This is a genomic window from Enterobacter cloacae complex sp. P16RS2 (genome assembly GCF_014982155.1).
In the GTDB taxonomy this organism is placed as follows: Bacteria; Pseudomonadota; Gammaproteobacteria; order Enterobacterales; family Enterobacteriaceae; genus Enterobacter; species Enterobacter cloacae_M.
On record NZ_JADCKW010000014.1, the window covers coordinates 72,634 to 96,645 of the forward strand.

Sequence of the window (24,012 nt, forward strand, 5' to 3'; positions counted from 1 at the left end):
TCTTTCCCCGGCGTACAATTCCCGCCCATTGCTGCTTAGCTTTCTTCTGGAATAACCATGAACGATGGAACGGACTATCGCGCGATCCTCGCGTCTGATATCCCTTTAATCGACGTTCGCGCGCCGATCGAATTTGCCCAGGGCGCGATGCCTGCGGCGATCAACCTGCCTTTAATGAACGACGACGAGCGCGCCGCCGTCGGCACCTGCTATAAACGCCAGGGTCCCGAGGCCGCGCTGGCGCTCGGCCATCAGCTGGTGAGCGGCGAGACGCGTGAGGCCCGCATCAACGCCTGGCGCGAGGCCAGCCTTGCCCATCCTGAGGGCTTTCTCTGCTGCGCGCGCGGCGGCCAGCGCTCGCATATCTCGCAGGCCTGGCTGAAAGAGGCGGGCGTCGACTACCCGCTGATCCGCGGCGGCTACAAAGCCCTGCGTCAGACGGCGATTCAGGTGACCATCGAGCAGTCACAAAAGCCGATGGTGCTTATTGGCGGCTGCACCGGAAACGGTAAAACCCTGCTGGTGAAGCAGCACGCGCAGGGCATCGATCTGGAAGGGCTGGCGCACCATCGCGGTTCGTCGTTTGGCCGCACGCTCACGCCGCAGCTTTCCCAGGCCAGCTTTGAAAACCACCTTGCGGCTGAGCTCCTGAAAAAAGACGCCGCGCGCTGGGTGCTGGAAGATGAAGGCCGGATGATTGGCTCCAACCACCTGCCGGAGTGCCTGCGCGACCGCATGGCTGAAGCCCCTATCGTTGTCGTCGAAGACCCGTTTGACGTCCGCCTTGAGCGCCTGCGCGAAGAGTATTTCGACCACATGTGGGCGGATTTTTCGGCTGCCTACGGTGAAGACGCAGGCTGGAAGGAGTACAGCGAGTACCTGCACCACGGCCTGTTCGCCATTCGCCGCCGTCTGGGGCTGCAGCGGTATGCAGAATTCACCGCGCTGTTAGATTCCGCGCTGCTGGAACAGCAACGCTCCGGCAGCACAGAGGCGCACTTCAGCTGGCTTGCGCCGCTGCTGAAGGACTATTACGACCCGATGTACGGCTATCAGCTGGAGAAAAAAGCGGAGAAGATTGTCTATCGCGGGACGTACGAAGAGATTGCTGAGTGGCTTGATCGCTAAAATAAAGTCGGATGGCGAGGTAAAAGCAAAACGGCAACCAGGGTTGCCGTTTTTAATGTTTGTTCCCTCTCCCCGTGGGAGAGGGTCAGGGTGAGGGCATCATGCCGCACCCTACAAAACGACTTAGAAGTCGTAACGCAGACGCACCAGGTTCATGTCGCCCAGATTGTCGGTGCTGGAGGTGAACACGTGTTCGTAATCCACGCGGAAGCCGTAATCCAGCTGGAAGCTGATACCCACGCCGTTGTCGATGCGCTGGTAGTTACGGCCGTTCACGTACTCAATACGGTCACCCATGAAGTAAGGCTGGATGGATTTGACCGCGTACTGACCGATTGGGAACTTGTAGCCCGCAAAGTATTCAATACCCCATGCATCACCGGCGAAGTAGTCGTTAACAGACACTTTTTTGGTGGTCAGGAAGTTCTGATACCAGCCGCCGCCTGCGGAGAAGGTCCAGTTGTCCGGCGTCCAGCTCAGCGCGGTACCGAGGATGTTCTGGTCGTAGGTTTTGCTGTCGCCGTTGTCCGGGTTACGCATGTCCGCGCGGGTGTAGTTCCACGCCGCGCCCCAGGTCAGGTCGGTGGTCAGGTGGTAATCCAGACCCAGTGAACCGCCGCCTTTACGCTTGTAGCGCAGGCCGTTGCCCGGCAGGTATTCGCTGTCTTCAAACAGGTAGGATGCATAAATGTCGGCATCACCCACGGTTTTCTTATATTTCAGCATCTGGCGTGAACGGTAAGATCCGTCGTAATCGCCGTTGATACCGTTACCCGGAGCCTGGCCGATCATGTCGTAGTCCCAGATATCGGTTTTCGCGCCCACCACATCATAGTAAACGCTGTTCTGTTGGCCGAAGGTCAGCGTACCCCAGGTGTTGCTCTTCAGACCGGTGTAGAGCATACGACGCGTGGTGTCGTGTGCGCCGTCGGCGTAGTGGTGATCCCAGTTAAACTGCGCAGGAATATTGACACCCAGCTCGTAGTAGCTGATCCAGCTGATGTCATCAAACAGATAGTAATCAGCCGCGAAACGGAAACGGGTGCCGCCGTCAAAGCCGTTACGCTTGTAGCTGTTTTTACCGTCGTCGCCGGTCATGTTCTGGAACTGAGGACGAATACTGCCGCCAACGGTAAAGTTCAGGCGGCTCAGCGGGTTACCCGCCTGAGGATCCTGCTTAAGAACGGTGATTTCCGCCTGAGAAGCGAAGGTAGTCAATGCCACTGCCGCGCCGATCGTTGCCGCCAGCGCTGATTTTTTTATAGTCATTATTTTTCCTTAATAGACACGCTGCTAAATATTTAGCGGGTGAATATTAACTGGAAATAATCGGGCTGTGGGGTCGGGTTTTTAATGTTTTGTGCTACTAAATGAGTGGGTATTATCACTTTGTGCTATTCAAACATTACGCACCGGTATTAAAACCCGGCGCGCAACTATCACTCTTCTAAATCAACTCGTAAACTGCCGGAACAGGGCTTTGCCCTTTAACAGCCGCGTGCCGAGCCAGCCTCCGCAAAGAGAAAGCAGCACCGCGCCGCTGAGAGGCAGGATCAACCAGAGACGCCAGTCAGGCTCCCACGGGAAGTCAAAGACCTTTGTCTGCAGCACCGCCAGCGCCGTTTCCGCGCCAATGGCCGCTACCAGACCCGCCACCAGCCCCAGCAGCGCAAACTCGCTCCAGAGCGTCATCCGCAGCAGCCGCTTTCCGGCACCCAGCGTACGGTAGACCACCAGCTCCTGATGGCGCTGGCGCATGCCCACCTGTACCTGAGCCAGCAGCAACAGCACGCCGCAGATCGTCACCAGCACCACCATGACCTCCAGCGCGCGGCTCACCTGCTCCAGCACCTGCCCTACCTGCTTCAGGATCGCCCCGATATCCAGCAGGCTGACCGTTGGAAACTCCCGGTTGAGCTGGGTCAGCATGCCGTTGCCGTTTTCCCAGCGGAAGCTGGTCAGCCAGCTCTGCGGCTGCCCGTCCAGCGCGCCCGGCGGGAAGATAAAGAAGAAGTTGGGCCGCAGGCTGTCCCAGTCCACTTTACGCAGGCTGGTGACTTTCGCGGTAAAATCCTGGGTATCGCCGGTAAAGGTGACGCTGTCCCCGAGCTTCACGTTCAGCCGCGTCGCCAGCCCCTCTTCCATCGAGACTTCCCCCGCTTTCGGCGGCCAGGTGCCGGCGGTTATCGGGTTGTGGTCAGGGCGTTTCTCCTGCCAGGTCAGGTTCAGCTCGCGGTTCAGCGACTCGTCCTTATTCCCCTCCGTTGGCTGACCGTTGATCTGCGTCAGACGCGCGCGCACGATGGGATAGAACGACTCAGGGATAATGTGATGCTCCGACAGGAAGCCCTTCAGCGGCGTGACCTGCTCAGGGGCAATGTTGATCAGGAAATAGTTCGGGCTTTCCGGGGGAAGCTGCTGCTGCCAGCGATCCAGCAGATCGCCGCGCAGCACTAACAGCAGCGCCAGCAGCATAAACGACAGCGAAAACGCCGACAGCTGGCTGAGCGTTGACCACGGCTGATGCAGCAGGCGGTTGACCGCCAGGCGCACGGGCAGCGATTTCACCGTCAGCCGCTTCAGGACGTTGAGCAGTATCCAGCCCAGCACGCCGCACAGCAGCGCCAGCACAACCGCCCCGGCCAGTACCGCCCACAGCAGCGTGCTGCCCCCCATCAGCCACGCCAGCAGCCCCACCGCCACGGCAATAATCACCGGAAGGTAGAACTTCAGCGGCCAGACGTTCGCCACCACATCGTTGCGAAGCACGCGCAGCGGCTGCGTCGCGAGCAGCAGGCGGTAGGGGCGTAGCCCCACCAGCAGCGAAATCACCGTCATTGCGCCCATCGCCCACAGCCACGGCCAGAGGCTGGCCGGCGGCAAGGCGGCCGGGAGCACCGGCTTCAGCATCACCATCAGCAGTTTTTCAAACAGCAGCCCCATTATTCCGCCGGTCAGCGCGGACAGAATCAGCAGCATCAGCCACTGGCCGACAATCAGCTTGCGCAGCTGCGCCCTGCCCGCCCCCAGGGTTTTGAGGATCGCCACCAGGTCGTAACGGCTGCGGCAGTAATGCCCCATCGCCACGGCAACCGCCGCCACCGCCAGCAGCAGGGTCAACAGTGCCGAAAGCAGCAGGAACTGCTGAGAACGCTCAAGAGATTTACCGAGCGCCCCTTCGTCCTGCTCCAGCCCGTACCAGCGGTGCTCTGGTTTGAGCTGCGGCAGAAGCCATTTTTCGTACGCGTCAAGCTGGGCAGGCGTGCCGCCAAACTTATAGCGCCAGGTGACGCGGCTGCCCGGCTGAACAGCATGGGTTGCCGCAACATCCGCGGTGTTCATCAGCAGGCGCGGCGCAAGCTGGAAGGGGTTAAAGCCGGAATCGGGCTCCTGCACCACTTCCCCGGCGATTTTCAGCGTGGCGTCACCGACGTCGATACTGTCGCCGGGTTTCAGGTTCAGAAGCGCCATCAGACGTGATGCCAGCAGCACCGTGCCGGGCTTGGGCTTCAGCCCGGGCGGGCTGGTCTGCAGTTCGCCGTACATCGGGTAGATATCATCGACGGCTTTAACGCTGGCGAGCTGCGGCGTGTCGCCCGCAAAGGTCATGGTCTGGAAGCTTATCTGCTCCCCCACCTTCAGCCCTTCTTTACGCGCCTCTGCAATCCAGCCCGACGGCACCGGGCGGGAGCTTTGCAGCGCCCGGTCCCCCGCCATAAACTCCCGGCTCTGCTGGCTGAGCCCTTTTTCCATGCGGTCGCTGACGCTGCCGAGCGCCAGCACGCAGGCCACCGCCAGGCTTAGCGCCAGCCAGACAATCAGCAGCGAGGGCGAGCGCCACTCGCGCCAGAACCAGCGGGTAATCATGCCTCCTCCTGAAGAATACCGTTCACCAGCCGCAGGCGACGGTCGCAGCGGGCGGCGAGCTGAGGATCGTGGGTCACGAGGATCAGCGTGGTGCCGTGCTCGCGGTTGAGCGAAAACAGCAGGTCGGCAATTTTGTCGCCGGTTTTACGGTCAAGGTTACCGGTGGGCTCATCGGCAAACAGGACTTCGGGACGACCGTTAAACGCCCGCGCCAGCGCCACGCGCTGCTGCTCACCGCCGGAAAGCTGTGCGGGAAGGTGGTCGAGACGCTTGCCCAGACCGAGCTGCTCCAGCAGCGCCTTCGCGTGCGCCCGGCTTTCACGGCTGTTTTCACCGCGAAGCAGCGCCGGGAGTTCGACGTTTTCAAGCGCGTTCAGGGTCGGGATCAGCATGAAAGACTGGAAGACAAAACCAACGTGACGCGCGCGCAGCGCGGCCCGCGCCTCTTCATCAAGCTGATGCAGCGGTTGCCCGACCAGATGGACCTCGCCGCTGCTGCCGTCGTCCAGACCGGCCAAAATCGCCAGCAGCGTGGACTTACCGGAGCCGGATTCGCCAATCAGCGCGATGGTTTCAGCGCGTTTGACAACGAGTTCAACTCCAGTAAGGATGGAAAGCTCGTGTTCCCCCTGACCGACGGACTTCTTAAGATGATGAACTTCAACACTGTTTTCCGCTGGCATTTGCCCTTCCTGTTTTTGATTCTGATGACCTTCCGCGCGGCGGCAGCGGACACGTTACTGGTTCTCGGCGACAGCCTGAGCGCAGGCTATCGCATGGCGGCCAGCGCGGCCTGGCCCGCGCTGCTCAACGACAAATGGCAGAGCAAGACGTCGGTAATCAACGCCAGCATCAGCGGCGATACCTCGCAGCAGGGCCTGTCGCGCCTGCCTGCGCTGCTCAAACAGCATCAGCCTCGCTGGGTGCTGGTGGAGCTTGGCGGTAACGATGGATTGCGCGGTTTCCAGCCTCAGCAAACCGAGCAAACGCTGCGCACCATTTTGCAGGACATTAAGGCGGCAAACGCCCAGCCGCTGCTGATGCAAATTCGCCTGCCCGCCAACTACGGTCGTCGGTATAATGAAGCCTTTAGCGCGATCTACCCTAAGCTTGCCAAAGAGTTTGATATTCCGCTGCTGCCATTTTTCATGGAAGAGGTCTATCTCAAACCCCAGTGGATGCAAGACGACGGGATCCACCCCAATCGCGATGCTCAGCCGTTTATTGCCGACTGGATGGCAACGCGGCTGGCTCCTTTAGTTAAACATGACTCCTGATTAAGCGGAGATCCTGACAGGTAAAGTTATGCAAAAATCGGTCTTAATTACAGGATGTTCCAGTGGAATCGGCCTGGAAAGCGCGCTCGAACTGAAGCGCCAGGGGTTTCGGGTGCTGGCGGCCTGTCGCAAACCCGACGATGTCGAACGCATGAATGGGCTGGGCTTTACCGGCGTGCTGCTGGATATGGACTCGCCGGAGAGCGTTGAACGTGCCGCCGATGAAGTGATCGCGCTGACCGACAATCGTCTGTACGGGCTCTTTAACAATGCCGGCTACGGCGTGTATGGTCCGCTGGATACGCTCTCCCGCGAAACGCTGGAGAAACAGTTTTCGACCAACTTCTTCGGCGTGCATCAGCTCACCATGCGTCTGCTCCCCGCGATGCTGCCGCACGGTGAAGGGCGCATCGTGATGACATCGTCAGTGATGGGGCTGATTTCCACTCCGGGCCGCGGCGCCTACGCCGCCAGCAAATATGCGCTGGAGGCCTGGTCCGACGCCCTGCGCATGGAGCTGCGCCACAGCGGCATCAAGGTCAGCCTGATTGAACCCGGTCCGATCCGCACCCGCTTTACCGAAAACGTGAACCAGACGCAGGCGGATAAGCCGGTCGAGAACCCCGGCATTGCCGCACGTTTTACCCTCGGGCCAGAGGCGGTGGTGGCCAAAGTGCGCCATGCTTTTGAGAGCGAACATCCCAAAATGCGCTATCCGGTAACGCTGGTCACCCACGCCGTAGGCTGGTTAAAGCGCCTGCTGCCGGGCCGGATGATGGACAAAATTTTGCACGGTTGAGTTGAAGCGACGACGCTCATCCCCATGTAAAGAACAAACCGACAAAAGAGAAAGCCGCATGTCCGTACAGAATATCGTCAATATTACAGAAGCTAACCTGCAACAGACCCTTGAACAGTCGATGACCAAACCGGTCCTGTTCTACTTCTGGTCTGAACGCAGCCAACACTGCCTGCAGCTGACGCCGGTGCTGGAAAGCCTTGCTGCCCAGTACAACGGTCAGTTCATTCTCGCCAAGCTGGACTGTGACGCCGAGCCGATGGTGGCGTCTCAGTTTGGTCTGCGCGCCATCCCAACCGTCTATCTGTTCCAGAACGGTCAGCCCGTTGACGGCTTCCAGGGGCCGCAGCCGGAAGAGGCGATTCGCGCCCTGCTGGATAAAGTGCTGCCGCGCGAAGAAGAGCTGAAAGCGCAGGAAGGCATGGCGCTGATGCAGGAAGGTAAATACGACGAAGCGCTGCCGCTGCTCAAAGAGGCGTGGCAGCTGTCGAATCAGAATAGCCAGATCGGCCTGCTGCTTGCGGAAACGCAGATCGCCCTGCACCGTTCAGAAGACGCGGAAGCCGTACTCAAAACGGTTCCGCTGCAGGATCAGGACACCCGCTATCAGGGTCTGGTCGCACAAATTGAGCTGCTGAAACAGGCCGCGGACACCCCGGAAATTCAGCAGCTGCAGCAGCAGGTTGCCGACAACCCGGCCGATGCCGCGCTGGCAAGCCAGCTGGCGCTGCAGCTGCACCAGGTGGGGCGTAACGAAGAGGCGCTGGAGCTGCTGTTCAGCCACCTGCAAAAAGACCTGGCAGCCGCAGACGGTCAGGCACGTAAGATGTTCCAGGAAATTCTGGCCGCGCTGGGCACCGGAGACGCGCTGGCGTCGAAGTATCGTCGTCAGCTGTACGCGTTGCTCTACTAACAAAAAAATGCCCGGTGGCACTAACGCTTACCGGGCCTACAAAACAGGCTTAACCCGTTTTCTTTAATTGCGTCACCACCAGCTGGTGACGCGCGTTGTAGAACTTCCGATAGGTCAGGTAGCAGGCAATGATGGTTGACAGGCTTGCCGTGGAAAGCAGCATAAATGTCACCATGATCTGATATTTAATCGCTTTTACCGGATCGATACCGGCAAAAATCAGCCCCGACATCATGCCCGGCAGGCTCACCAGCCCCACCGTTTTGGCTGAATCGACCGTTGGGATCAGCGATGAGCGAATGCTCTCACGAATCAGCCGCGCCGAGGCTACTTTAGGCGTCGCTCCCAGGCTTAATTTCTCCTGTAGCTGCTGCTGTTCACTGCTGAAGCGCTGGCCGAGATTGTTATAACACAGCCCAACGGCCACCATGGCGTTCCCCGCAATCATCCCGGAGATAGGGATAACCTGCATCGGCGTAAAGGCAATCGAGCCGGAGAGCACCAGAACTGCCAGCGTGAGCGCCGTCCCGGTGGTAATGGCGATAAACGACGAGATAAACGCCTTATCAATATATTTACTGCGCTTTTTCGCATTCCACGCCGCGTTGAAACAGATAAAGAGCACCATCAGCAGCGTCAGCACCGCGTGGTTGACGTTGAAAATATACTTCAGTACATAGCCGACGATGATGAGCTGAACCACCGCGCGGCAGATACTCCACACAATATCTTTTTCCAGCCCCAGCTTTTCCCGGTAGCTGACCACAATCGCAATCAGCACCAGCACCATCGAAAACGCCAGTGATTCATTGGTAATGTTATGCTCACCCACGGTTAGCCTCCTGCATTTTCCCGCCGTGCGGCTGAAGCGTAATCACGTCATCCGCATGGGTTATTTCATTAGCGTCGTGCGTCACCCACAGCACGGCAATATTTTGCTCCCGGGCGTAGCGATGAATAATCTCGTTAACGTTGCGTTTGTTGAGGTCATCGAGCGCGCTGGTAATTTCATCCAGCAAAAGCACCTTCGGTAAAAACTGCAGGTTGCGGATCAGCGAGACGCGCTGCTTTTCTCCGCCCGACAGCGCAGTGATGGATTTGGTTAACGTCTCCTGCGCCAGGCCAAAGCGGGCCAGATCGCTGATAAACTTTTCCGGCTCCGGCGTTTTATTGCGGATTTGCCACGGGAAAATCAGGTTGTCATAAACCGTATCGCCAAAAAGCGCGGGCGTTTGCACGCAGTAGGAGACCTGCTGGCGGTAGCTTTCCGGGGAAAGCGACGCGATATCCTGTCCTTCAAACAGAAGGGTGCCCTCCGTCGGGCTGAGGAGTGAGGCCACAATTTTCAGCAGCGTGCTTTTACCGCAGCCTGAAGGGCCCGTGATTAATTTAAACTCGCCCGGCGACAGGCTAAACCCGACGTGCTGAAGAATAATGTTTTCTCCGGCACGAAATCCAATATCCCTGAGATGTAATAGTTCTTTTTTATCGTTCATTACGCTTCCGTTAACCGCTTCGTGTAATAACCGCCTGTAGCATAATCCTTTCGTGCGCACAGAGCGAATAGCCTCACGCTAAAGCAAGTGTTAAACTTTTTGTTTGTCATTTGTCTCCACCATCACTACAGGAAGTAAGCAGCATGGCACATATCTTTTATGAGTTTCCTTCCCTGAAGCCTGGTGTTCCTGATGTCGAAACATTAATGGAAGTCATCAAATCTTCGGAACTCACGCGTTTTGTCATTGGTGCAGAGGTGGTGGATTTTGTTAAGAAGGCGCTCATCGTGAACACCACGATTGGCAGTTTCAAAAATTGCTATTTCGCCTTCGACAACGGGACACACTTCCTGGAATTTGACGGCAAGGGAAAATCAAAACGTTTCAATGAAGTACCCGACTGGTTCGTCTCTCCGGCTGAATTTTCTCGTACCCAGTGGCTTATCAACCACGATCTTGCGGATGTAAAGGCCACCCAATTCATTGACGTGCTGATGTCCTACCCGCTGAAAGAGCGCCGTGCGCACTGTAATTTGTTATTCGGACTGGAGCTGGAAAAGGTGAATGCGGTTCCGGCCGCAGCGTCAGCCGCAGGGAAAATCGGCAATAAAAACGGCAAAACGACCAAACCGCGCGTGACCGATCTGGGATCGTTTGAATTGTTCAGCCAGTTCTTTGCGCGCATGAAAACCGCCGTGCTGGCCGATGAGTTCCCTACTCTGCAGGTCCTGACGGGCATGGATAACCTGACTAAAGCGCCGCATAATTTAAAGCAGGGTATCAGGACGTGGTTCAAGGCCATCGCGGGCGACCTTCCTCCCAATAACAAGCGCGTAGAAGCGGGGAATGCCGTTCTGTTCTGCGCCCCTATCCGCGAACAGATCCAGCGTATCGAAGCGCTGGGGCTGGAGAAGTACTACCAGGGATTATCCAAAGCCATTGCCGAAGCGGGTGATGGATTCATCTCTGACTTTACCTATACTTACGAGCAATAAACACACACATCTCTCGTCACAGCATGCAAAACAGGAGGTTTTTATGCTTATCGTTGTTCCTGTCCTTATTTTCGTTGCGCTGGTTATCGTGGGCGCAGGCGTCAAAATTGTCCCTCAGGGTTATCAGTGGACCGTGGAGCGTTTCGGTCGCTACACCAATACCCTCCAGCCAGGCTTAAGCCTGATTGTTCCGTTCATGGACCGCATTGGTCGCAAGATCAACATGATGGAACAGGTACTGGACATTCCTTCTCAGGAGATCATCTCCAAGGATAACGCCAACGTCACCATCGACGCCGTCTGTTTTATTCAGGTGATTGATGCGCCGAAAGCGGCCTATGAGGTCAGCAACCTGGAGCTGGCGATCGTCAACCTGACGATGACCAACATCCGTACCGTGCTCGGCTCGATGGAGCTGGACGAGATGCTTTCCCAGCGCGACAGCATCAATACCCGCCTGCTGCACATTGTCGATGAGGCAACGAACCCGTGGGGGATCAAGGTCACCCGTATTGAGATCCGCGACGTGCGTCCGCCGGCTGAGCTGATCGCCTCCATGAACGCCCAGATGAAAGCCGAGCGAACCAAGCGCGCTTACATTCTTGAAGCCGAAGGGGTGCGTCAGGCGGAGATCCTCAAAGCGGAAGGGGAAAAACAGTCGCAGATCCTGAAAGCGGAAGGCGATCGTCAGTCCGCGTTTTTACAGGCAGAAGCGCGTGAACGTTCGGCAGAAGCGGAAGCCCGCGCCACTCAGATGGTGTCCGAGGCAATCGCCGCAGGTGACATCCAGGCCGTGAACTACTTTGTCGCGCAAAAATATACCGATGCGCTGAAAGAGATAGGCTCCGCGAACAACAGCAAAGTGGTGATGATGCCGCTGGAAGCCAGCAGCCTGATGGGCTCTATCGCCGGTATTGCCGAGCTGATTAAAGACAGTGGAAACGAGCGTAAAAAATGATTGAGCTGATTGTTGCACATCCTCACGCCTTCTGGCTAAGCCTCGGCGGCTTATTGCTGGCGGCGGAGATGCTGGGCGGCAACGGCTACCTGCTCTGGAGCGGTGTTGCCGCCGTCATTACGGGCCTTCTGGTCTGGATCCTTCCCCTGGACTGGGCGTGGCAGGGCGCACTGTTTGCCGTGCTCACGCTGGTGGCCGCGTGGCAGTGGTGGCGCTGGCTAAACCGGCGGGTTAACGAGCAAAAACCGCTGGACGCGCACCTTAACCAGCGCGGACAGCAGATTGTCGGCAAGCGTTTTACGCTCGACACCGCGCTGGTAAACGGGCGCGGGCACATGCGGGTGGGCGACAGCTCGTGGCCGGTGGTCGCCGACGACGACCTCAGCGCCGGCACGCGGGTTGAGGTCATTGCGGTGGAAGGCATTACCCTGCGGGTGAAAGCCTGCTAAGCAGAAGCCTTACGATGACAGCAGCCGGCAAGATTGTCGATAATCGGGCAGTCGGCGCTGTCATCCCCCGGACAGGATTCCGCGAGCTGCAGCAGCTGTTCGCGCATCGCCTGCAGCTCGAGAATATGGCGTTCGATCTCGGCCACTTTTTCCAGCGTGCGTTTTTTCACGTCGGCGCTGTGACGCTTCGGATCGTTGAACAGGTTAACCAGCTCGCCGCACTCTTCCAGGTTAAAACCGACCTGTCTTGCCTGACGCAGCAGCGTCAGCTCATCAATATGCAGTTTCGTGTAGCTGCGGTAGCCGTTTTCGCTGCGCAGCGGTGGCGTCACAAGCCCCTTCTCTTCATAAAAGCGGATTGCCTTGCTGGTTAAGCCGGTTTTTTTTGCCACGTCACTGATATTCACATTTCCCCCTTGACCTTCCCCTTGATGGAAGGTTTAACCTTCATAACAGTTAGCGAAAAGCGTTACTCCGGTCAACTACTGACCAGTTCATTATACGGGAGTTTTGTTATGTCTCACACTATCGACCTGACGCTGGACGGCCTCTCATGCGGCCACTGTGTCAAACGCGTTAAAGAAAGCCTGGAACAGCGCCCTGACGTTGAAAGCGCTGATGTGACTATCGATCATGCCGCCGTCACCGGCAGCGCCAGCGCGGATGCGCTGATCGATACCATCAAGCAGGCCGGCTACGGGGCGGAGTTAAGCCACCCAAAGGCTAAACCGCTGGCAGAGTCATCATCCCCGTCGGAAGCGCTGACAGCGGCCACTCCTGAGCTTCCGGCTGCTGATGATATTGACGACAGCCAACAGCTGCTGATCAACGGCATGAGCTGCGCCAGCTGCGTCTCCCGGGTACAAAACGCCTTGCAGGCCGTACCGGGCGTCGCGCAGGCACGGGTAAACCTCGCGGAGCGCACTGCGCTGGTGATGGGCAGCGCCTCCGCCGCAGAGTTAGTGCAGGCCGTTGAGAAAGCGGGCTACGGCGCGGAGGCCATCGAAGATGATGCCGAGCGCCGCGAGCGCCAGCAGGAAACGGCTATCGCCACAATGAAGCGCTTCCGCTGGCAGGCGATCGTCGCTCTGCTGGTCGGGGTGCCGGTCATGGTGTGGGGCATGATGGGTGACAACATGATGGTCACCGCTGACAACCGCACGCTGTGGCTGGTGATTGGTCTGATTACCCTTGCGGTGATGGTTTTTGCAGGCGGGCATTTCTATACCAGCGCCTGGAAGAGCCTGAAAAACCGCACCGCGACGATGGATACCCTGGTCGCTCTCGGGACCGGCGCGGCGTGGCTCTATTCGATGAGCGTGAACGTCTGGCCCCAGTGGTTCCCGATGGAGGCGCGGCATCTCTATTATGAAGCCAGCGCGATGATTATCGGCCTGATTAACCTGGGCCATATGCTGGAAGCCCGCGCCCGCCAGCGCTCCTCGAAAGCGCTGGAACGATTGCTTGATTTAACCCCGCCGACGGCCCGCGTGGTCACGGACGAGGGGGAAAAGAGCGTCCCGCTGGCGGAAGTTCAGCCCGGCATGACGCTGCGCCTGACGACGGGCGATCGCGTTCCCGTTGACGGTAAGATAACCCAGGGCGAAGCCTGGCTGGATGAAGCGATGCTGACCGGCGAGCCCATTCCCCAGCAGAAATCAGACGGCGACGCCGTTCATGCGGGTACGGTGGTGCAGGACGGCAGCGTGCTGTTTACCGCCAGCGCCGTCGGCAGCCACACGACGCTGTCGCGTATTATCCGCATGGTGCGTCAGGCCCAGAGCAGCAAGCCGGAAATTGGCCAGCTTGCAGACAAAATCTCGGCCATTTTTGTGCCGGTGGTGGTAGGCATTGCCCTGTTGAGCGCGGCTATCTGGTATTTCTTCGGCCCCGCACCGCAGATTGTTTACACCCTGGTGATCGCCACCACGGTGCTGATCATCGCCTGTCCTTGCGCCCTTGGCCTGGCGACGCCGATGTCGATTATCTCCGGCGTAGGCCGCGCGGCCGAATTTGGCGTACTGGTGCGGGATGCGGATGCGCTGCAGCGGGCCAGCACCCTGGACACGCTGGTGTTTGATAAAACCGGCACGCTGACCGAAGGCAAACCGCAGGTGGTCGCCGTCCACACCGTGGACATTACGGAAGAGGAGGCGCTGCGCCTCGCCGCCGCGCTGGAGCAAGGCTCAAGCCATCCGCTGGCGCGCGCCATTCTCGATAAAGCGAATGCTTCTGCCCTGCCGCAGGTCAGCAATTTCCGCACCCTGCGCGGGCTCGGCGTCAGCGGTGAAGCAGAAGGCCACGCGCTGCTGCTGGGTAACCAGGCATTGCTCAATGAAAACGGTATTGATACCGCCGCGCTGGAAAGCGAGCTGAAGGCGCAGGCGTCTCAGGGCGCCACGCCGGTTCTGCTGGCGATAGATGGCAAAGCCGCCGCGCTGCTGGCCGTGCGCGATCCGCTTCGCCAGGACAGCGTGGACGCCCTGCAGCGTCTGCACCGTGCGGGCTATCGTCTGGTGATGCTGACCGGGGACAATGCGACAACGGCCAACGCCATCGCGAAAGAAGCCGGAATTGATGAGGTCATTGCAGGCGTGCTGCCGGACGGTAAAGCGGACGCCATCAAGAAGCTGCAAAGCCAGGGTCGTCAGGTGGCGATGGTCGGCGACGGCATCAACGATGCCCCGGCGCTGGCCCAGGCGGACGTGGGGATTGCCATGGGTGGCGGGAGCGATGTCGCCATCGAAACCGCTGCGATTACGCTGATGCGCCATAGCCTGATGGGCGTTGCCGACGCGCTGGCCATTTCAAAAGCCACGCTGCGCAACATGAAGCAGAACTTACTGGGAGCGTTCGTCTATAACACCCTCGGTATCCCAATCGCGGCCGGGATTTTATGGCCGCTGACCGGCACGCTGCTTAACCCGGTGGTCGCGGGCGCGGCGATGGCGCTCTCCTCCATTACCGTGGTGAGCAACGCCAACCGCCTGCTGCGCTTTAAACCGAAGGATTGAACCTTGTACCCGTACGCGCTAGCATGAACCTTTCCATTCATGGAGCGCGTATGGGTCTGTTTAATCGTATAAAAGCATCGTTTCGCGCCCTCTTTCCTCGCCGTTATGCCTGGCCCGGTCTGGATATCTCTCTCCCCGGCGGGCAGCACCTGCACCTGGTCGGCAGCATTCATATGGGTACGCAGGATATGTCTCCCCTGCCACCCGGGCTGATTAAACTGCTGAAACGCGCCGACGCGCTGGTCGTTGAGGCGGACATTTCGGGTCAGGAGTCGCCGTTTGCCGGGCTGGAAAGCGATCTCAGCCTGGCGGAACGTCTGGATGATGCCCGTCTTGCCGAACTGACGCGCGTCGCGGATGAAACCGGCGTGTCGCTCTCCATGATTGACACCCTGCCGCTCTGGCAAATTGCGATGGTGCTGCAGGCCACGCAGGCGCAGCGTCTGGGACTGCGCGGTGACTACGGCATTGATTACCAGCTGCTGAACGCGGCAAGGGCGCGCAGCCTGCCCATCATCGAGCTGGAAGGGACGGACAGCCAGATTGCGCTTTTGCGCCAGCTTCCCGACGACGGACTGATGCTGCTGGATGATACGTTGGCCCACTGGCACACCAACGCGCGCCTGCTGCAGACCATGATTGGCTGGTGGCTGGACGCGCCGCCTGAGGACGGTAAGCTGGCGTTACCGTCGACGTTCAGCGAATCGCTGTATGATGTGCTGATGAACGCGCGCAACAAAGCCTGGCGGCAGACGCTGCACGCTTTGCCCGCGGGGCATTACGTGGTGGCGGTTGGGGCGTTACATTTATACGGAGAAGGGAATTTGCCGTCACTGTTGAAATAAAAAAATGGCCAATATTTCTATTGGCCCGTCAAAGAGGAATTTCATCGTTTTTATTATGCCGAAGGAGACCTTCGGTTGAGCCGATTGTCGCTCAAAGTGACCATCACTGCCAATACTATTGCGCAAGATGGTGCTATTTTTTAGACAAACGTCAGGCGTATGCTGATGGCATGATTTGTCTGTCGTAAGAAGGATAGCTATGACTCCCGCCGTTAAATTACTCGAAAAAAACAACATTTCTTTCCGGATCCACACTTACGATCACGATCCGAATGAGACTAACTTTGGTGATGAAGTGGTGCGCAAGCTGGGCCTGAACGCGGACCAGGTTTATAAAACGCTGCTGGTGGCGGTGAATGGCGATATGAAACACCTCGCCGTCGCGGTTACTCCGGTGGCGGGGCAGCTGGATCTGAAGAAAGTCGCCAAAGCGCTGGGGGCGAAGAAGGTGGATATGGCGGATCCGATGGTGGCGCAGCGCACTACGGGCTACCTGGTGGGCGGGATCAGTCCGCTCGGGCAGAAAAAACGCCTGCCGACGCTGATTGATGCCCCTTCACAAGAGTTTGAAACCATCTTTATATCCGGCGGCAAACGCGGGCTGGATATCGAGCTGTCGGCGGGCGACCTGGCGAAAATGCTGGACGCGAAGTTTGCGGATATTGCGCGGCGGGATTGAGAAAATTGCCCGGTAGCGGCTGCGAGGTAAAAGCAAAACGGTAACAGGCGTTACCGTTTTTTGTGTTCGCGCCCTCTCCCGGTGGGAGAGGGTTGGGGTGAGGGCATCAGGCCGCACAACGCTACTGCCAGCTCACCTCACCTTTCGGCTCGTAGGCATTCACGTCAATCGGCGAATTCTGCTCGATAAACTGCTTCAGCACTTCCGCATCAATAAAGCCGGTATTCACGTATCCCGGTTTGTTATCGATATGCGGATAGCCGTCGCCGCCGGTGGCGTTAAAGCTTAACGTCGCCAGACGGTAAGTCTTAGCCGGATCAACCGGTTCGCCTTTGATCTTCAGGTCGTTAAGCTTGCCGTCTTTCGCCACAAAGCTGACGTTGGCAAACTGCGGATAGGCCCCGGAATCCGGCTTCATCTGCGCCACGGCGGTCAGGTAGTCGATCACCTCTTTCCCGCTCATATCCGCATAGACCACCACGTTGCCGAACGGCTGCACCTTCAGGACGTCTTTATATGTGATGTTTCCGCCTTCGATAGAGTCACGAATACCGCCGCCGCTCATCACGCCAAAGTCAGCGCCGGTGCGCGCCATTTGCGCCGCCAGCACCAGGTGGCCCATGTTGGTCTGCACGAAGCGAACTTTACTGCGGTCCCCCTCCAGACGACCGTTCAGCGTGCCGATTTTCACGTCCAGCTGCGCCTTGCCTTTGTTCTGGAACGGCGTCAGCAGGGAGAGCATCTGCTGGTTTTCAGCGATCTCTGGCGTGTAGAGTACGCGCTCACTTTTCCCGTCCGGGTAGGTGACTTTCTTCTTCAGGTTGACCGGGATGAGCTGATAATGAACCAGCTTCATTTCGCCGTTACGGAACTCGAAATCCGCCCGGCCGACGTATTTGCCCCACTCGTGCGCCTGAACAATCCAGATACCGTTCTGACGGTCCGGCGCGCACGGCGTGCCCGGCACGTAGTCCACCTGCTTTTTGTTCTCCGAGGCCATGCACACCGGATCCTGTGAGTGACCGCCCACAATCATTGCCAGCGAGCCCGCAGGCAGGCTGCGCGCCATTTCCACGTCGCCGGGCGCGTTAGAGCCGTGCTCGCCGTTGTCGTAGTGCCCCATATGCGTGGTGGCGATAATCACGTCCGGCTTCTCGTTTTGCTGCAGCTCCTGGATTACCAGCTTCGCTTCGTCTGCCGGTTTGCGGAATTCGATATCGGTAAAGAACTCGGGGTTGCCAATTTTCGCCGTATCGTCGGTGGTTAAACCAATGACCGCAATTTTCAGATCCTGGCGCTTAAACAGCGCCCACGGCTTGAACAGGCGTTCGCCGGTGCTTTTCTGGTAAATATTGGCGGAGAGGAAGGGAAATTTGGCCCATTTTTCCTGCTGACGCAGTACGGTCAGCGGATTATCGAATTCGTGGTTACCCACGGCCATCGCGTCGTAGCCAATCAGGTTCATGCCGCGAAAATCAGGTTCCGCGTCCTGTAAATCGGATTCCGGCACGCCGGTATTGATATCGCCTCCCGACAGCAGCAGCACGCTGCCCCCCTGGGCCGCCACCTCTTTACGAATTCCGTCCACCAGCGTTTTTTGTGCCGACAGTCCATATTCGCCGTATTCGCTGCGCCAGAAATGACCGTGGTGATCGTTGGTATGCAGAATGGTGATTTTATAGGTTTTGTCTTTTTCATACGCCTGCGCGGGCAGGCTTACCAGGCCCCATGCGGCGATGAGCGCCAGCGCGACGCCCCGCTTCATTAACTTCATCTTCTCTCTCCCTGACCAATAGACAAAGGCAAAAATTACAGTGACTAACAAGAATAGACAAATAAGTTTTCAGAATTGCGACTTTCTTCAAATGTCCCGGGCGGGTATGTTAGTCGGATAATAATTACACCCTGCATCTCTAATAACGAAAAACGTGGTACTTCTCTCTATGGCAATCAGTGAATCAACCCAGCCCGTTTCGGGCGCGCCGGCGTCGCGCACCTCCTTTAAAGTCTTAGGCGCAATCAGTCTCTCGCACCTGCTCAACGACATGATCCAGTCGTTGATTCTGGCCATTTATCCGCTGCTGCAGTCCGAGTTCTCACTCACCTTCGTGCAGATCGGGATGATCACCCTGACCTTCCAGCTGGCTTCCTCACTACTGCAGCCGGTGGTCGGCTACTGGACGGATAAATATCCGATGCCGTGGTCGCTGCCGATAGGCATGTGCTTCACCCTAAGCGGGCTGGTGCTGCTGGCCATGGCGGGGAGCTTTGAAGCCGTGCTGATTGCCGCCGCGCTGGTGGGCACCGGCTCGTCCGTTTTCCATCCGGAGTCTTCCCGCGTGGCGCGCATGGCCTCCGGGGGACGTCACGGCCTGGCGCAGTCGCTGTTCCAGGTAGGCGGTAACTTCGGTAGCTCTCTGGGCCCGCTGCTGGCCGCGGTGATTATTGCCCCTTACGGTAAAGGCAACGTGGCCTGGTTTGTGCTGGCCGCGCTGCTGGCGATCATCGTGCTGGCGCAGATCAGCCGCTGGTATGCCGCTCAGCATCGCGTGAATAAAGGTAAACCAAAAGCGAAGGTTATCAATCCCCTGCCGCGCAACAAGGTTATCCTGGCGGTTTCCGTGCTGCTGGTACTGATTTTCTCGAAATACTTCTATATGGCGAGCATCAGCAGCTATTACACCTTTTATCTGATGCAAAAATTCGGATTATCGGTACAGAATGCGCAGATCCACCTGTTTGCCTTCCTGTTCGCCGTCGCGGCCGGTACGGTTATTGGCGGGCCTGTGGGGGATAAGATTGGTCGTAAATATGTCATTTGGGGCTCTATCCTCGGCGTGGCGCCGTTTACCCTTATTTTGCCGTACGCTAGCCTTGAATGGACGGGGATTTTAACCGTGATCATTGGTTTTATCCTCGCATCCGCCTTTTCCGCCATTCTGGTCTATGCCCAGGAACTGCTGCCTGGCCGTATCGGTATGGTTTCCGGGCTCTTTTTCGGTTTCGCCTTCGGCATGGGCGGGCTGGGCGCGGCGGTGTTGGGTATGGTGGCGGATCACACCAGCATCTTCCTGGTTTATAAAATCTGCGCTTTCCTGCCACTTCTTGGGATGTTGACCATATTCCTGCCTGATAACCGTCATAAAGCGTAAATTACGGGTAGCCAAAGTTTAACTTTGGCTACCTGATACCCTGATGCCATAAGGGTTTCTTCTTCTTCCCCTCGCTGAATTTATCAAAACGCGCTTTTTTACGTGCATATTGCTGTTTTATTCAAACTTCAACAATAATTCATAAACATAAGGGTAAAAATTGTCATAAACTATTACTCGGTTTTTTGGTTTTCGCCAAAAAGGAACACCCACAACGAAAGGAGACGGAATGCACCACGCCACACCGCTTATCACCACCATTGTTGGTGGACTTGTGCTCGCTTTTATCCTCGGCATGATTGCCAATAAGCTGCGTATTTCTCCTCTTGTCGGCTATCTGTTAGCGGGTGTACTGGCGGGACCGTTTACGCCAGGCTTCGTGGCGGATACCAAGCTGGCCCCTGAGCTGGCGGAATTGGGCGTGATTCTGCTGATGTTTGGCGTCGGCCTGCATTTCTCCCTGAAGGATTTGATGGCGGTAAAGTCGATCGCCATACCGGGAGCGATCGCCCAGATAGGGGTGGCGACGCTGCTGGGGATGGCGCTTTCGGCGGTGCTGGGCTGGTCGTTAATGACCGGTATCGTATTTGGGCTGTGTCTCTCAACCGCCAGTACCGTGGTGCTGCTGCGCGCGCTTGAGGAGAGACAGCTGATAGACAGCCAGCGCGGGCAAATCGCGATAGGCTGGCTGATTGTTGAAGACCTGGTGATGGTCCTGACGCTGGTGCTGCTGCCCGCCGTCGCCGGGATGATGGAAAAAGACAACGTCGGCATGGCATCGCTGGCGCTGGATATGAGTATCACCATCGGTAAGGTGGTGGCGTTTATCGCCATCATGATGCTGGTGGGACGCCGTCTGGTGCCGTGGATCATGTCCCGCAGCGCGGCAACCGGCTCACGCGAGCTGTTCACCCTCTCCGTGCTGGCGCTGGCGCTGGGAATCGCGTTTGGTGCCGTTGAGCTGTTTGATGTCTCCTTTGCCCTGGGCGCGTTCTTCGCCGGGATGGTGTTGAACGAATCCGAGCTGAGCCACCGTGCGGCGCACGATACGCTGCCGCTGCGCGATGCGTTTGCCGTGCTGTTCTTCGTCTCCGTCGGGATGCTGTTCGACCCGCTGGTGCTGATCCAGCAGCCGCTGGCCGTGCTGGGCACGCTGGCGATCATCATCTTTGGTAAGTCGCTCGCCGCCTTCTTCCTGGTGAGAATGTTCGGCCACTCTCCGCGCACGGCGTTGACCATCGCCGCCAGCCTGGCGCAGATCGGTGAGTTCGCCTTTATTCTGGCCGGTCTGGGCATGGCCCTGAACCTGCTGCCGCAGGCGGGACAAAACCTGGTGCTGGCAGGGGCGATCCTGTCGATTATGCTGAACCCGGTGCTCTTTGCCCTGCTGGAAAAATACCTCGATAAAACCGAAACGCTGGAAGAACAGACGCTCGAAGAGGCCATCGAAGAAGAGAAGCAGATCCCAGTGGATATTTGCAACCACGCCCTGCTGGTCGGCTTTGGCCGCGTGGGCAGCCTGCTCGGTGAGAAGCTAATGGCGCAGGGCATTCCGCTGGTGGTGATTGAGACCTCACGCACCCGCGTCGACGAGCTGCGCGAGCGCGGTATTCGTGCGGTGCTGGGCAATGCGGCAAACGAAGAGATCATGAATCTGGCGCATCTGGACTGCGCGCGCTGGCTGCTGCTGACCATACCTAACGGCTATGAAGCGGGCGAGATTGTGGCTTCCGCGCGCGCGAAGTGCCCAACGATTGAGATTATCGCCCGGGCGCACTATGACGACGAGGTGGAGTACATTACCGAGCGCGGGGCAGATAAGGTGGTGATGGGCGAGCGCGAGATTGCCAACACCATGCTGACGCTGCTGGAGAAACCGCCGGTTGAAGAGGCTGTGACGGGGTAGCTTGTGCGGTCTGGTCCCCTCACCCTGACCCTCTCCCACGGGGAGAGGGAATAAACACTAAAAACGGCAACCACAGGTTGCCGTTTTGCTTTTATCTGTCCCAGTAGGCCTCTTCGAGGCTGTCTTCCCGTTCCGGCAGCCCACGCGTTAAGCGCGGGGAGTGCTGGTTCAGCACCTGATAGCTCACGCGGTTGGCATATTTACACACCTGCGCCAGCGAGGAATAGGTCAGCCAGCTGAACTTGTGCTTGCTGGAGTTCGGCACGTTGGTTTTGTGGTAGGCGTTCGCGGTGATGTCGTGCAGCAGTGCGGCCAGCGCGCCGTCGCCCGCACCGTTGGTGTTCATGATCTTCTCCGGCCCGCCCATGTATGGCGCGATATGAGAGTAGATACGCAGCGGATTCAGGCAATCTTTGTAGCGCATGCCGCGGCTGAACTCGTACTGGTTGAACTCGGCAATCGCACCGGGCAGCAGCGGGTGCTGGGTTTTGCGCTTGCTCTCTTCTTCCGTGAAGCCCGCCATGTACAGCCCAACCGGGCCGGCGGTGCAGAGCACCAGATCAACCCAGTCCAGCGCTTTGTCAGACGCCAGCAGCGGATCGCTTTCGCCGGTCAGCGCTTCGGCCTCTTCTTCGTTCATTGCCAGAATCGAGACGTGCTCTTTCAGGAACGTCTGCCACCACTCCGGGTTATCGGCGATAACGAATTTCGTGCCCAGCGTCAGAACGACAGGCACGTTGTATTTCTTCGCGTACTCGATCGCTTTCATGGTCGCTTCCGGCATCGGCTCGCCCGGCTTACAGCGCACCAGGTAGGAGGTCAGCACCAGCGCCGAGGCGCCCGCAATCACCTCTTCCGGAATACTCTCGGCGCGCAGCTTGTTCATATGACCCGGGCTGATGGCAAAAGTACGCTCGCCGGAATCGCTAATCAGCGTAAAGCAGCGGCCAATAGGCCCGTCGACGCCCTGAAGGTAGTTCAGATCGGTACGGCTGGAGGTGTTGCAGAGATAGCGGTAGGCATAGCCACCGATTTCAATATTGCTGCACATCACGCCGAGCAGCACCGAGCGGTCGTCGGCCAGCACGGAGTAGTTATGCATGGTATTGCCGATGGTGCCACCGGCGAACTGATGGGTAATCAGGTTTTCGCGCACCAGCTCCTGGTACAGCGCTTCGGCAACGTCGTCCTCAATCACCAGCGAGTGACCGGCGCTCAGACCGTAACGGGCGACAAACGCATCATCCACTTTCGCTTCAATGTCCACCAGCGTCTGATCGATACCGACGACCCATGCCGCGCTGGTTTCGTTCTCAGGCTGGATTTGCTGCAGGAGCGGATCGCGGGCATCGACGGGGAAGTAGTGTTTGGATTTGCGTTTACCGGGAAATTTCATGGTCTGAACTGTACGAAGAATATGGGCCGGGAATGGTAGCACAAACCCGGCCCGGAGTGCGATCAGCGGCTGTTCGTTACCAGCGAGACCATCATGTCGATATGCTCAGGCGAGTCGTTAAGCGCCGGAATGTACTCGTACTTTTCGCCGCCAGCCTCAAGGAAAAATTCCCGGTTTTGCACCGCGATCTCTTCCAGCGTTTCCAGACAGTCGGCCGAGAAGCCCGGCGACATCACCTGAATATGCTTCACGCCCTTCTCACCCAGCATTTTGAGGGTTTCATCGGTGTACGGCGTCAGCCACGGCTCGCGGCCGAAGCGCGACTGGAAGGTCATCATCACCTTCTCCGGCGGCAGGCCAAGGGCGGAGACCAGCTCGCGCGTGGTATCGCGGCAGCGCTGCGGATAATCATCCCCTTCATTGGCGAAACGCTGCGGGATCCCGTGATAGGAAAGGAGCAGCAGATCCGGCTCGCCGTGCTTTTCAAACGACGCGCGCGCGCTGTTGGCAAGCGCCTGGATGTAGAGATCGTTATCCGCGTAGTCGCGAATAAAGGTCACGCCCGGAAGGCGGCGGCGGGTCGCCAGAATGCGGGCCAGCTCGTCCCAGACGGCGGCCACCGTCGAGCAGGAGTACTGCGGGTAGAGCGCCAGCACGACGATATGGTCCACGCCCTGCGCCAGCAGTGATTCCACCGCGCTTTCGAGGGACGGTTTTCCGTAGCTCATACCGAGCGCTACGGGCATATCCGGCAGGCGGGCGGCCAGCGCTTTTTCCTGGCGACGGCTGTAAACCATCAGCGGCGAGCCCTCTTCCATCCAGACGGACTGATAGAGTTTGGCGACGCGCGGAGAACGAATCGGCAGAATGACGCCACGCAGCAGCGGCCACCACAGCAGTCTCGGGAAATCCACGACGCGCGTGTCGCTTAAAAATTGTCGCAGGTAGCGTTTTACCGCGTCTGATGTAGGTGCTTCTGGAGTGCCCAGATTGGCAAGCAGGATGCCGGTTTTCGCCTGACTCATTCACGCCTCTTAACCATTTGATAGGTTGTCAATTGTAGCGGAAATGCGTTTAAACGAAACCCATTGCTGTAATAGGTAAGATGAGAATATTTCTCACCCGGAAGCCCGGGTGA

Annotated in this window: 21 protein-coding genes; 12 read left to right on the plus strand and 9 right to left on the minus strand. The window is 58.1% G+C overall.

Going from position 1 to position 24,012, the window contains the following annotated elements:
• Positions 1 to 57 precede the first annotated feature (57 nt).
• Positions 58 to 1,128: a tRNA 2-selenouridine(34) synthase MnmH gene (mnmH, locus tag INF68_RS10165; RefSeq protein ID WP_126786012.1), complete on the plus strand. Its 1,071-nt coding sequence runs from the start codon at positions 58 to 60 to the stop codon at positions 1,126 to 1,128.
• Positions 1,129 to 1,251: 123 nt separating this feature from the next.
• Here mnmH and INF68_RS10170 read toward each other — a convergent pair whose 3' ends face one another.
• The 3 genes from INF68_RS10170 to ybbA form a co-directional block, all read right to left on the minus strand.
• Positions 1,252 to 2,397 carry a porin gene (locus INF68_RS10170; RefSeq protein ID WP_126786013.1) on the minus strand — a complete coding sequence of 382 codons (1,146 nt, stop codon included), beginning with the start codon at positions 2,395 to 2,397 and terminating at the stop codon, positions 1,252 to 1,254.
• 183 nt (positions 2,398 to 2,580) lie between these two features.
• The gene (gene ybbP / locus INF68_RS10175) at positions 2,581 to 4,995 is read right to left on the minus strand and encodes a putative ABC transporter permease subunit YbbP (protein WP_126786014.1); all 2,415 of its coding nucleotides are present in this window, start codon (positions 4,993 to 4,995) and stop codon (positions 2,581 to 2,583) included.
• Positions 4,992 to 5,678 carry a putative ABC transporter ATP-binding protein YbbA gene (gene ybbA, locus INF68_RS10180; protein WP_047650473.1) on the minus strand — a complete coding sequence of 229 codons (687 nt, stop codon included), beginning with the start codon at positions 5,676 to 5,678 and terminating at the stop codon, positions 4,992 to 4,994. The genes ybbP and ybbA overlap by 4 nt, the downstream gene beginning before the upstream one ends.
• On the opposite strand from ybbA, the gene tesA reads away from it, so the two are divergent.
• From tesA to INF68_RS10195, 3 genes are read left to right on the plus strand one after another with little or no spacing between them, the layout of a single operon-like run.
• Positions 5,649 to 6,272 (plus strand): multifunctional acyl-CoA thioesterase I/protease I/lysophospholipase L1, encoded by a 624-nt coding sequence (gene tesA / locus INF68_RS10185; RefSeq protein ID WP_032661743.1) that lies wholly within the window; start codon positions 5,649 to 5,651, stop codon positions 6,270 to 6,272. The genes ybbA and tesA overlap by 30 nt on opposite strands.
• Before the next feature lie 28 nt (positions 6,273 to 6,300).
• Positions 6,301 to 7,071 (plus strand): SDR family oxidoreductase, encoded by a 771-nt coding sequence (locus INF68_RS10190; RefSeq protein WP_014882827.1) that lies wholly within the window; start codon positions 6,301 to 6,303, stop codon positions 7,069 to 7,071.
• A gap of 58 nt (positions 7,072 to 7,129) precedes the next feature.
• A complete protein-coding gene (locus tag INF68_RS10195; protein ID WP_023310624.1) occupies positions 7,130 to 7,984 on the plus strand; it encodes a co-chaperone YbbN in 855 nt (284 codons plus the stop codon).
• Positions 7,985 to 8,033: 49 nt separating this feature from the next.
• On the opposite strand, the gene fetB is transcribed toward INF68_RS10195, so the two are convergent.
• Positions 8,034 to 8,816 carry an iron export ABC transporter permease subunit FetB gene (gene fetB / locus INF68_RS10200; RefSeq protein ID WP_023310623.1) on the minus strand — a complete coding sequence of 261 codons (783 nt, stop codon included), beginning with the start codon at positions 8,814 to 8,816 and terminating at the stop codon, positions 8,034 to 8,036.
• Positions 8,809 to 9,480 (minus strand): iron ABC transporter ATP-binding protein FetA, encoded by a 672-nt coding sequence (gene fetA / locus INF68_RS10205; RefSeq protein WP_126786015.1) that lies wholly within the window; start codon positions 9,478 to 9,480, stop codon positions 8,809 to 8,811. The genes fetB and fetA overlap by 8 nt, the downstream gene beginning before the upstream one ends.
• 143 nt (positions 9,481 to 9,623) lie before the next feature.
• Here fetA and INF68_RS10210 point away from each other — a divergent pair, with 143 nt between their 5' ends.
• The 3 genes from INF68_RS10210 to INF68_RS10220 are packed head-to-tail and all read left to right on the plus strand — an operon-like array spanning position 9,624 to position 11,882.
• Positions 9,624 to 10,475: a hypothetical protein gene (locus INF68_RS10210; protein WP_048975507.1), complete on the plus strand. Its 852-nt coding sequence runs from the start codon at positions 9,624 to 9,626 to the stop codon at positions 10,473 to 10,475.
• 43 nt (positions 10,476 to 10,518) lie between these two features.
• A complete protein-coding gene (locus INF68_RS10215) occupies positions 10,519 to 11,433 on the plus strand; it encodes an SPFH domain-containing protein (RefSeq protein ID WP_032661456.1) in 915 nt (304 codons plus the stop codon).
• A complete protein-coding gene (locus INF68_RS10220) occupies positions 11,430 to 11,882 on the plus strand; it encodes an NfeD family protein (RefSeq protein WP_126786016.1) in 453 nt (150 codons plus the stop codon). The genes INF68_RS10215 and INF68_RS10220 overlap by 4 nt, the downstream gene beginning before the upstream one ends.
• Here INF68_RS10220 and cueR read toward each other — a convergent pair.
• Positions 11,879 to 12,289: a Cu(I)-responsive transcriptional regulator gene (gene cueR / locus INF68_RS10225; protein ID WP_063439792.1), complete on the minus strand. Its 411-nt coding sequence runs from the start codon at positions 12,287 to 12,289 to the stop codon at positions 11,879 to 11,881. The two genes, INF68_RS10220 and cueR, sit on opposite strands and share 4 nt — an antisense overlap.
• A gap of 108 nt (positions 12,290 to 12,397) precedes the next feature.
• Here cueR and copA point away from each other — a divergent pair, with 108 nt between their 5' ends.
• From copA to ybaK, 3 genes are all read left to right on the plus strand, one after another.
• Positions 12,398 to 14,896 carry a copper-exporting P-type ATPase CopA gene (copA, locus tag INF68_RS10230; RefSeq protein WP_126786017.1) on the plus strand — a complete coding sequence of 833 codons (2,499 nt, stop codon included), beginning with the start codon at positions 12,398 to 12,400 and terminating at the stop codon, positions 14,894 to 14,896.
• A 50-nt stretch (positions 14,897 to 14,946) separates the two neighbouring features.
• Positions 14,947 to 15,741 carry a TraB/GumN family protein gene (locus INF68_RS10235; RefSeq protein WP_126786018.1) on the plus strand — a complete coding sequence of 265 codons (795 nt, stop codon included), beginning with the start codon at positions 14,947 to 14,949 and terminating at the stop codon, positions 15,739 to 15,741.
• 199 nt (positions 15,742 to 15,940) lie between these two features.
• On the plus strand, positions 15,941 to 16,420 hold the full coding sequence (gene ybaK, locus INF68_RS10240) for a Cys-tRNA(Pro)/Cys-tRNA(Cys) deacylase YbaK (protein WP_063439794.1): 480 nt from the start codon (positions 15,941 to 15,943) through the stop codon (positions 16,418 to 16,420).
• A gap of 121 nt (positions 16,421 to 16,541) precedes the next feature.
• On the opposite strand, the gene ushA is transcribed toward ybaK, so the two are convergent.
• On the minus strand, positions 16,542 to 18,194 hold the full coding sequence (gene ushA / locus INF68_RS10245; RefSeq protein ID WP_023310614.1) for a bifunctional UDP-sugar hydrolase/5'-nucleotidase UshA: 1,653 nt from the start codon (positions 18,192 to 18,194) through the stop codon (positions 16,542 to 16,544).
• A 169-nt stretch (positions 18,195 to 18,363) separates the two neighbouring features.
• Here ushA and INF68_RS10250 point away from each other — a divergent pair, with 169 nt between their 5' ends.
• The gene (locus INF68_RS10250) at positions 18,364 to 19,572 is read left to right on the plus strand and encodes an MFS transporter (RefSeq protein WP_023310613.1); all 1,209 of its coding nucleotides are present in this window, start codon (positions 18,364 to 18,366) and stop codon (positions 19,570 to 19,572) included.
• A 229-nt stretch (positions 19,573 to 19,801) separates the two neighbouring features.
• On the plus strand, positions 19,802 to 21,478 hold the full coding sequence (gene ybaL, locus INF68_RS10255) for a YbaL family putative K(+) efflux transporter (RefSeq protein WP_126786019.1): 1,677 nt from the start codon (positions 19,802 to 19,804) through the stop codon (positions 21,476 to 21,478).
• A gap of 91 nt (positions 21,479 to 21,569) precedes the next feature.
• On the opposite strand, the gene INF68_RS10260 is transcribed toward ybaL, so the two are convergent.
• Complete coding sequence (locus INF68_RS10260; protein ID WP_126786020.1) at positions 21,570 to 22,874, minus strand: inosine/guanosine kinase; 1,305 nt, start codon at positions 22,872 to 22,874, stop codon at positions 21,570 to 21,572.
• A gap of 62 nt (positions 22,875 to 22,936) precedes the next feature.
• Positions 22,937 to 23,899 carry a ferrochelatase gene (gene hemH / locus INF68_RS10265; RefSeq protein ID WP_109844848.1) on the minus strand — a complete coding sequence of 321 codons (963 nt, stop codon included), beginning with the start codon at positions 23,897 to 23,899 and terminating at the stop codon, positions 22,937 to 22,939.
• Between the last annotated feature and the right edge of the window lie 113 nt (positions 23,900 to 24,012).

Excerpts from the sequence above, each read along its gene's own strand:
- mnmH (WP_126786012.1), top strand. The coding sequence starts at position 58 with ATGAACGATGGAACGGACTATCGCGCGATCCTCGCGTCTGATATCCCT.
- INF68_RS10170 (WP_126786013.1), bottom strand. The coding sequence starts at position 2,397 with ATGACTATAAAAAAATCAGCGCTGGCGGCAACGATCGGCGCGGCAGTG.
- ybbP (WP_126786014.1), bottom strand. The coding sequence starts at position 4,995 with ATGATTACCCGCTGGTTCTGGCGCGAGTGGCGCTCGCCCTCGCTGCTG.
- tesA (WP_032661743.1), top strand. The coding sequence starts at position 5,649 with ATGAACTTCAACACTGTTTTCCGCTGGCATTTGCCCTTCCTGTTTTTG.
- ybbA (WP_047650473.1), bottom strand. The coding sequence starts at position 5,678 with ATGCCAGCGGAAAACAGTGTTGAAGTTCATCATCTTAAGAAGTCCGTC.
- INF68_RS10190 (WP_014882827.1), top strand. The coding sequence starts at position 6,301 with ATGCAAAAATCGGTCTTAATTACAGGATGTTCCAGTGGAATCGGCCTG.
- INF68_RS10195 (WP_023310624.1), top strand. The coding sequence starts at position 7,130 with ATGTCCGTACAGAATATCGTCAATATTACAGAAGCTAACCTGCAACAG.
- fetA (WP_126786015.1), bottom strand. The coding sequence starts at position 9,480 with ATGAACGATAAAAAAGAACTATTACATCTCAGGGATATTGGATTTCGT.
- INF68_RS10210 (WP_048975507.1), top strand. The coding sequence starts at position 9,624 with ATGGCACATATCTTTTATGAGTTTCCTTCCCTGAAGCCTGGTGTTCCT.
- INF68_RS10215 (WP_032661456.1), top strand. The coding sequence starts at position 10,519 with ATGCTTATCGTTGTTCCTGTCCTTATTTTCGTTGCGCTGGTTATCGTG.
- INF68_RS10220 (WP_126786016.1), top strand. The coding sequence starts at position 11,430 with ATGATTGAGCTGATTGTTGCACATCCTCACGCCTTCTGGCTAAGCCTC.
- copA (WP_126786017.1), top strand. The coding sequence starts at position 12,398 with ATGTCTCACACTATCGACCTGACGCTGGACGGCCTCTCATGCGGCCAC.
- INF68_RS10235 (WP_126786018.1), top strand. The coding sequence starts at position 14,947 with ATGGGTCTGTTTAATCGTATAAAAGCATCGTTTCGCGCCCTCTTTCCT.
- ybaK (WP_063439794.1), top strand. The coding sequence starts at position 15,941 with ATGACTCCCGCCGTTAAATTACTCGAAAAAAACAACATTTCTTTCCGG.
- ushA (WP_023310614.1), bottom strand. The coding sequence starts at position 18,194 with ATGAAGTTAATGAAGCGGGGCGTCGCGCTGGCGCTCATCGCCGCATGG.
- INF68_RS10250 (WP_023310613.1), top strand. The coding sequence starts at position 18,364 with ATGGCAATCAGTGAATCAACCCAGCCCGTTTCGGGCGCGCCGGCGTCG.
- ybaL (WP_126786019.1), top strand. The coding sequence starts at position 19,802 with ATGCACCACGCCACACCGCTTATCACCACCATTGTTGGTGGACTTGTG.
- INF68_RS10260 (WP_126786020.1), bottom strand. The coding sequence starts at position 22,874 with ATGAAATTTCCCGGTAAACGCAAATCCAAACACTACTTCCCCGTCGAT.
- hemH (WP_109844848.1), bottom strand. The coding sequence starts at position 23,899 with ATGAGTCAGGCGAAAACCGGCATCCTGCTTGCCAATCTGGGCACTCCA.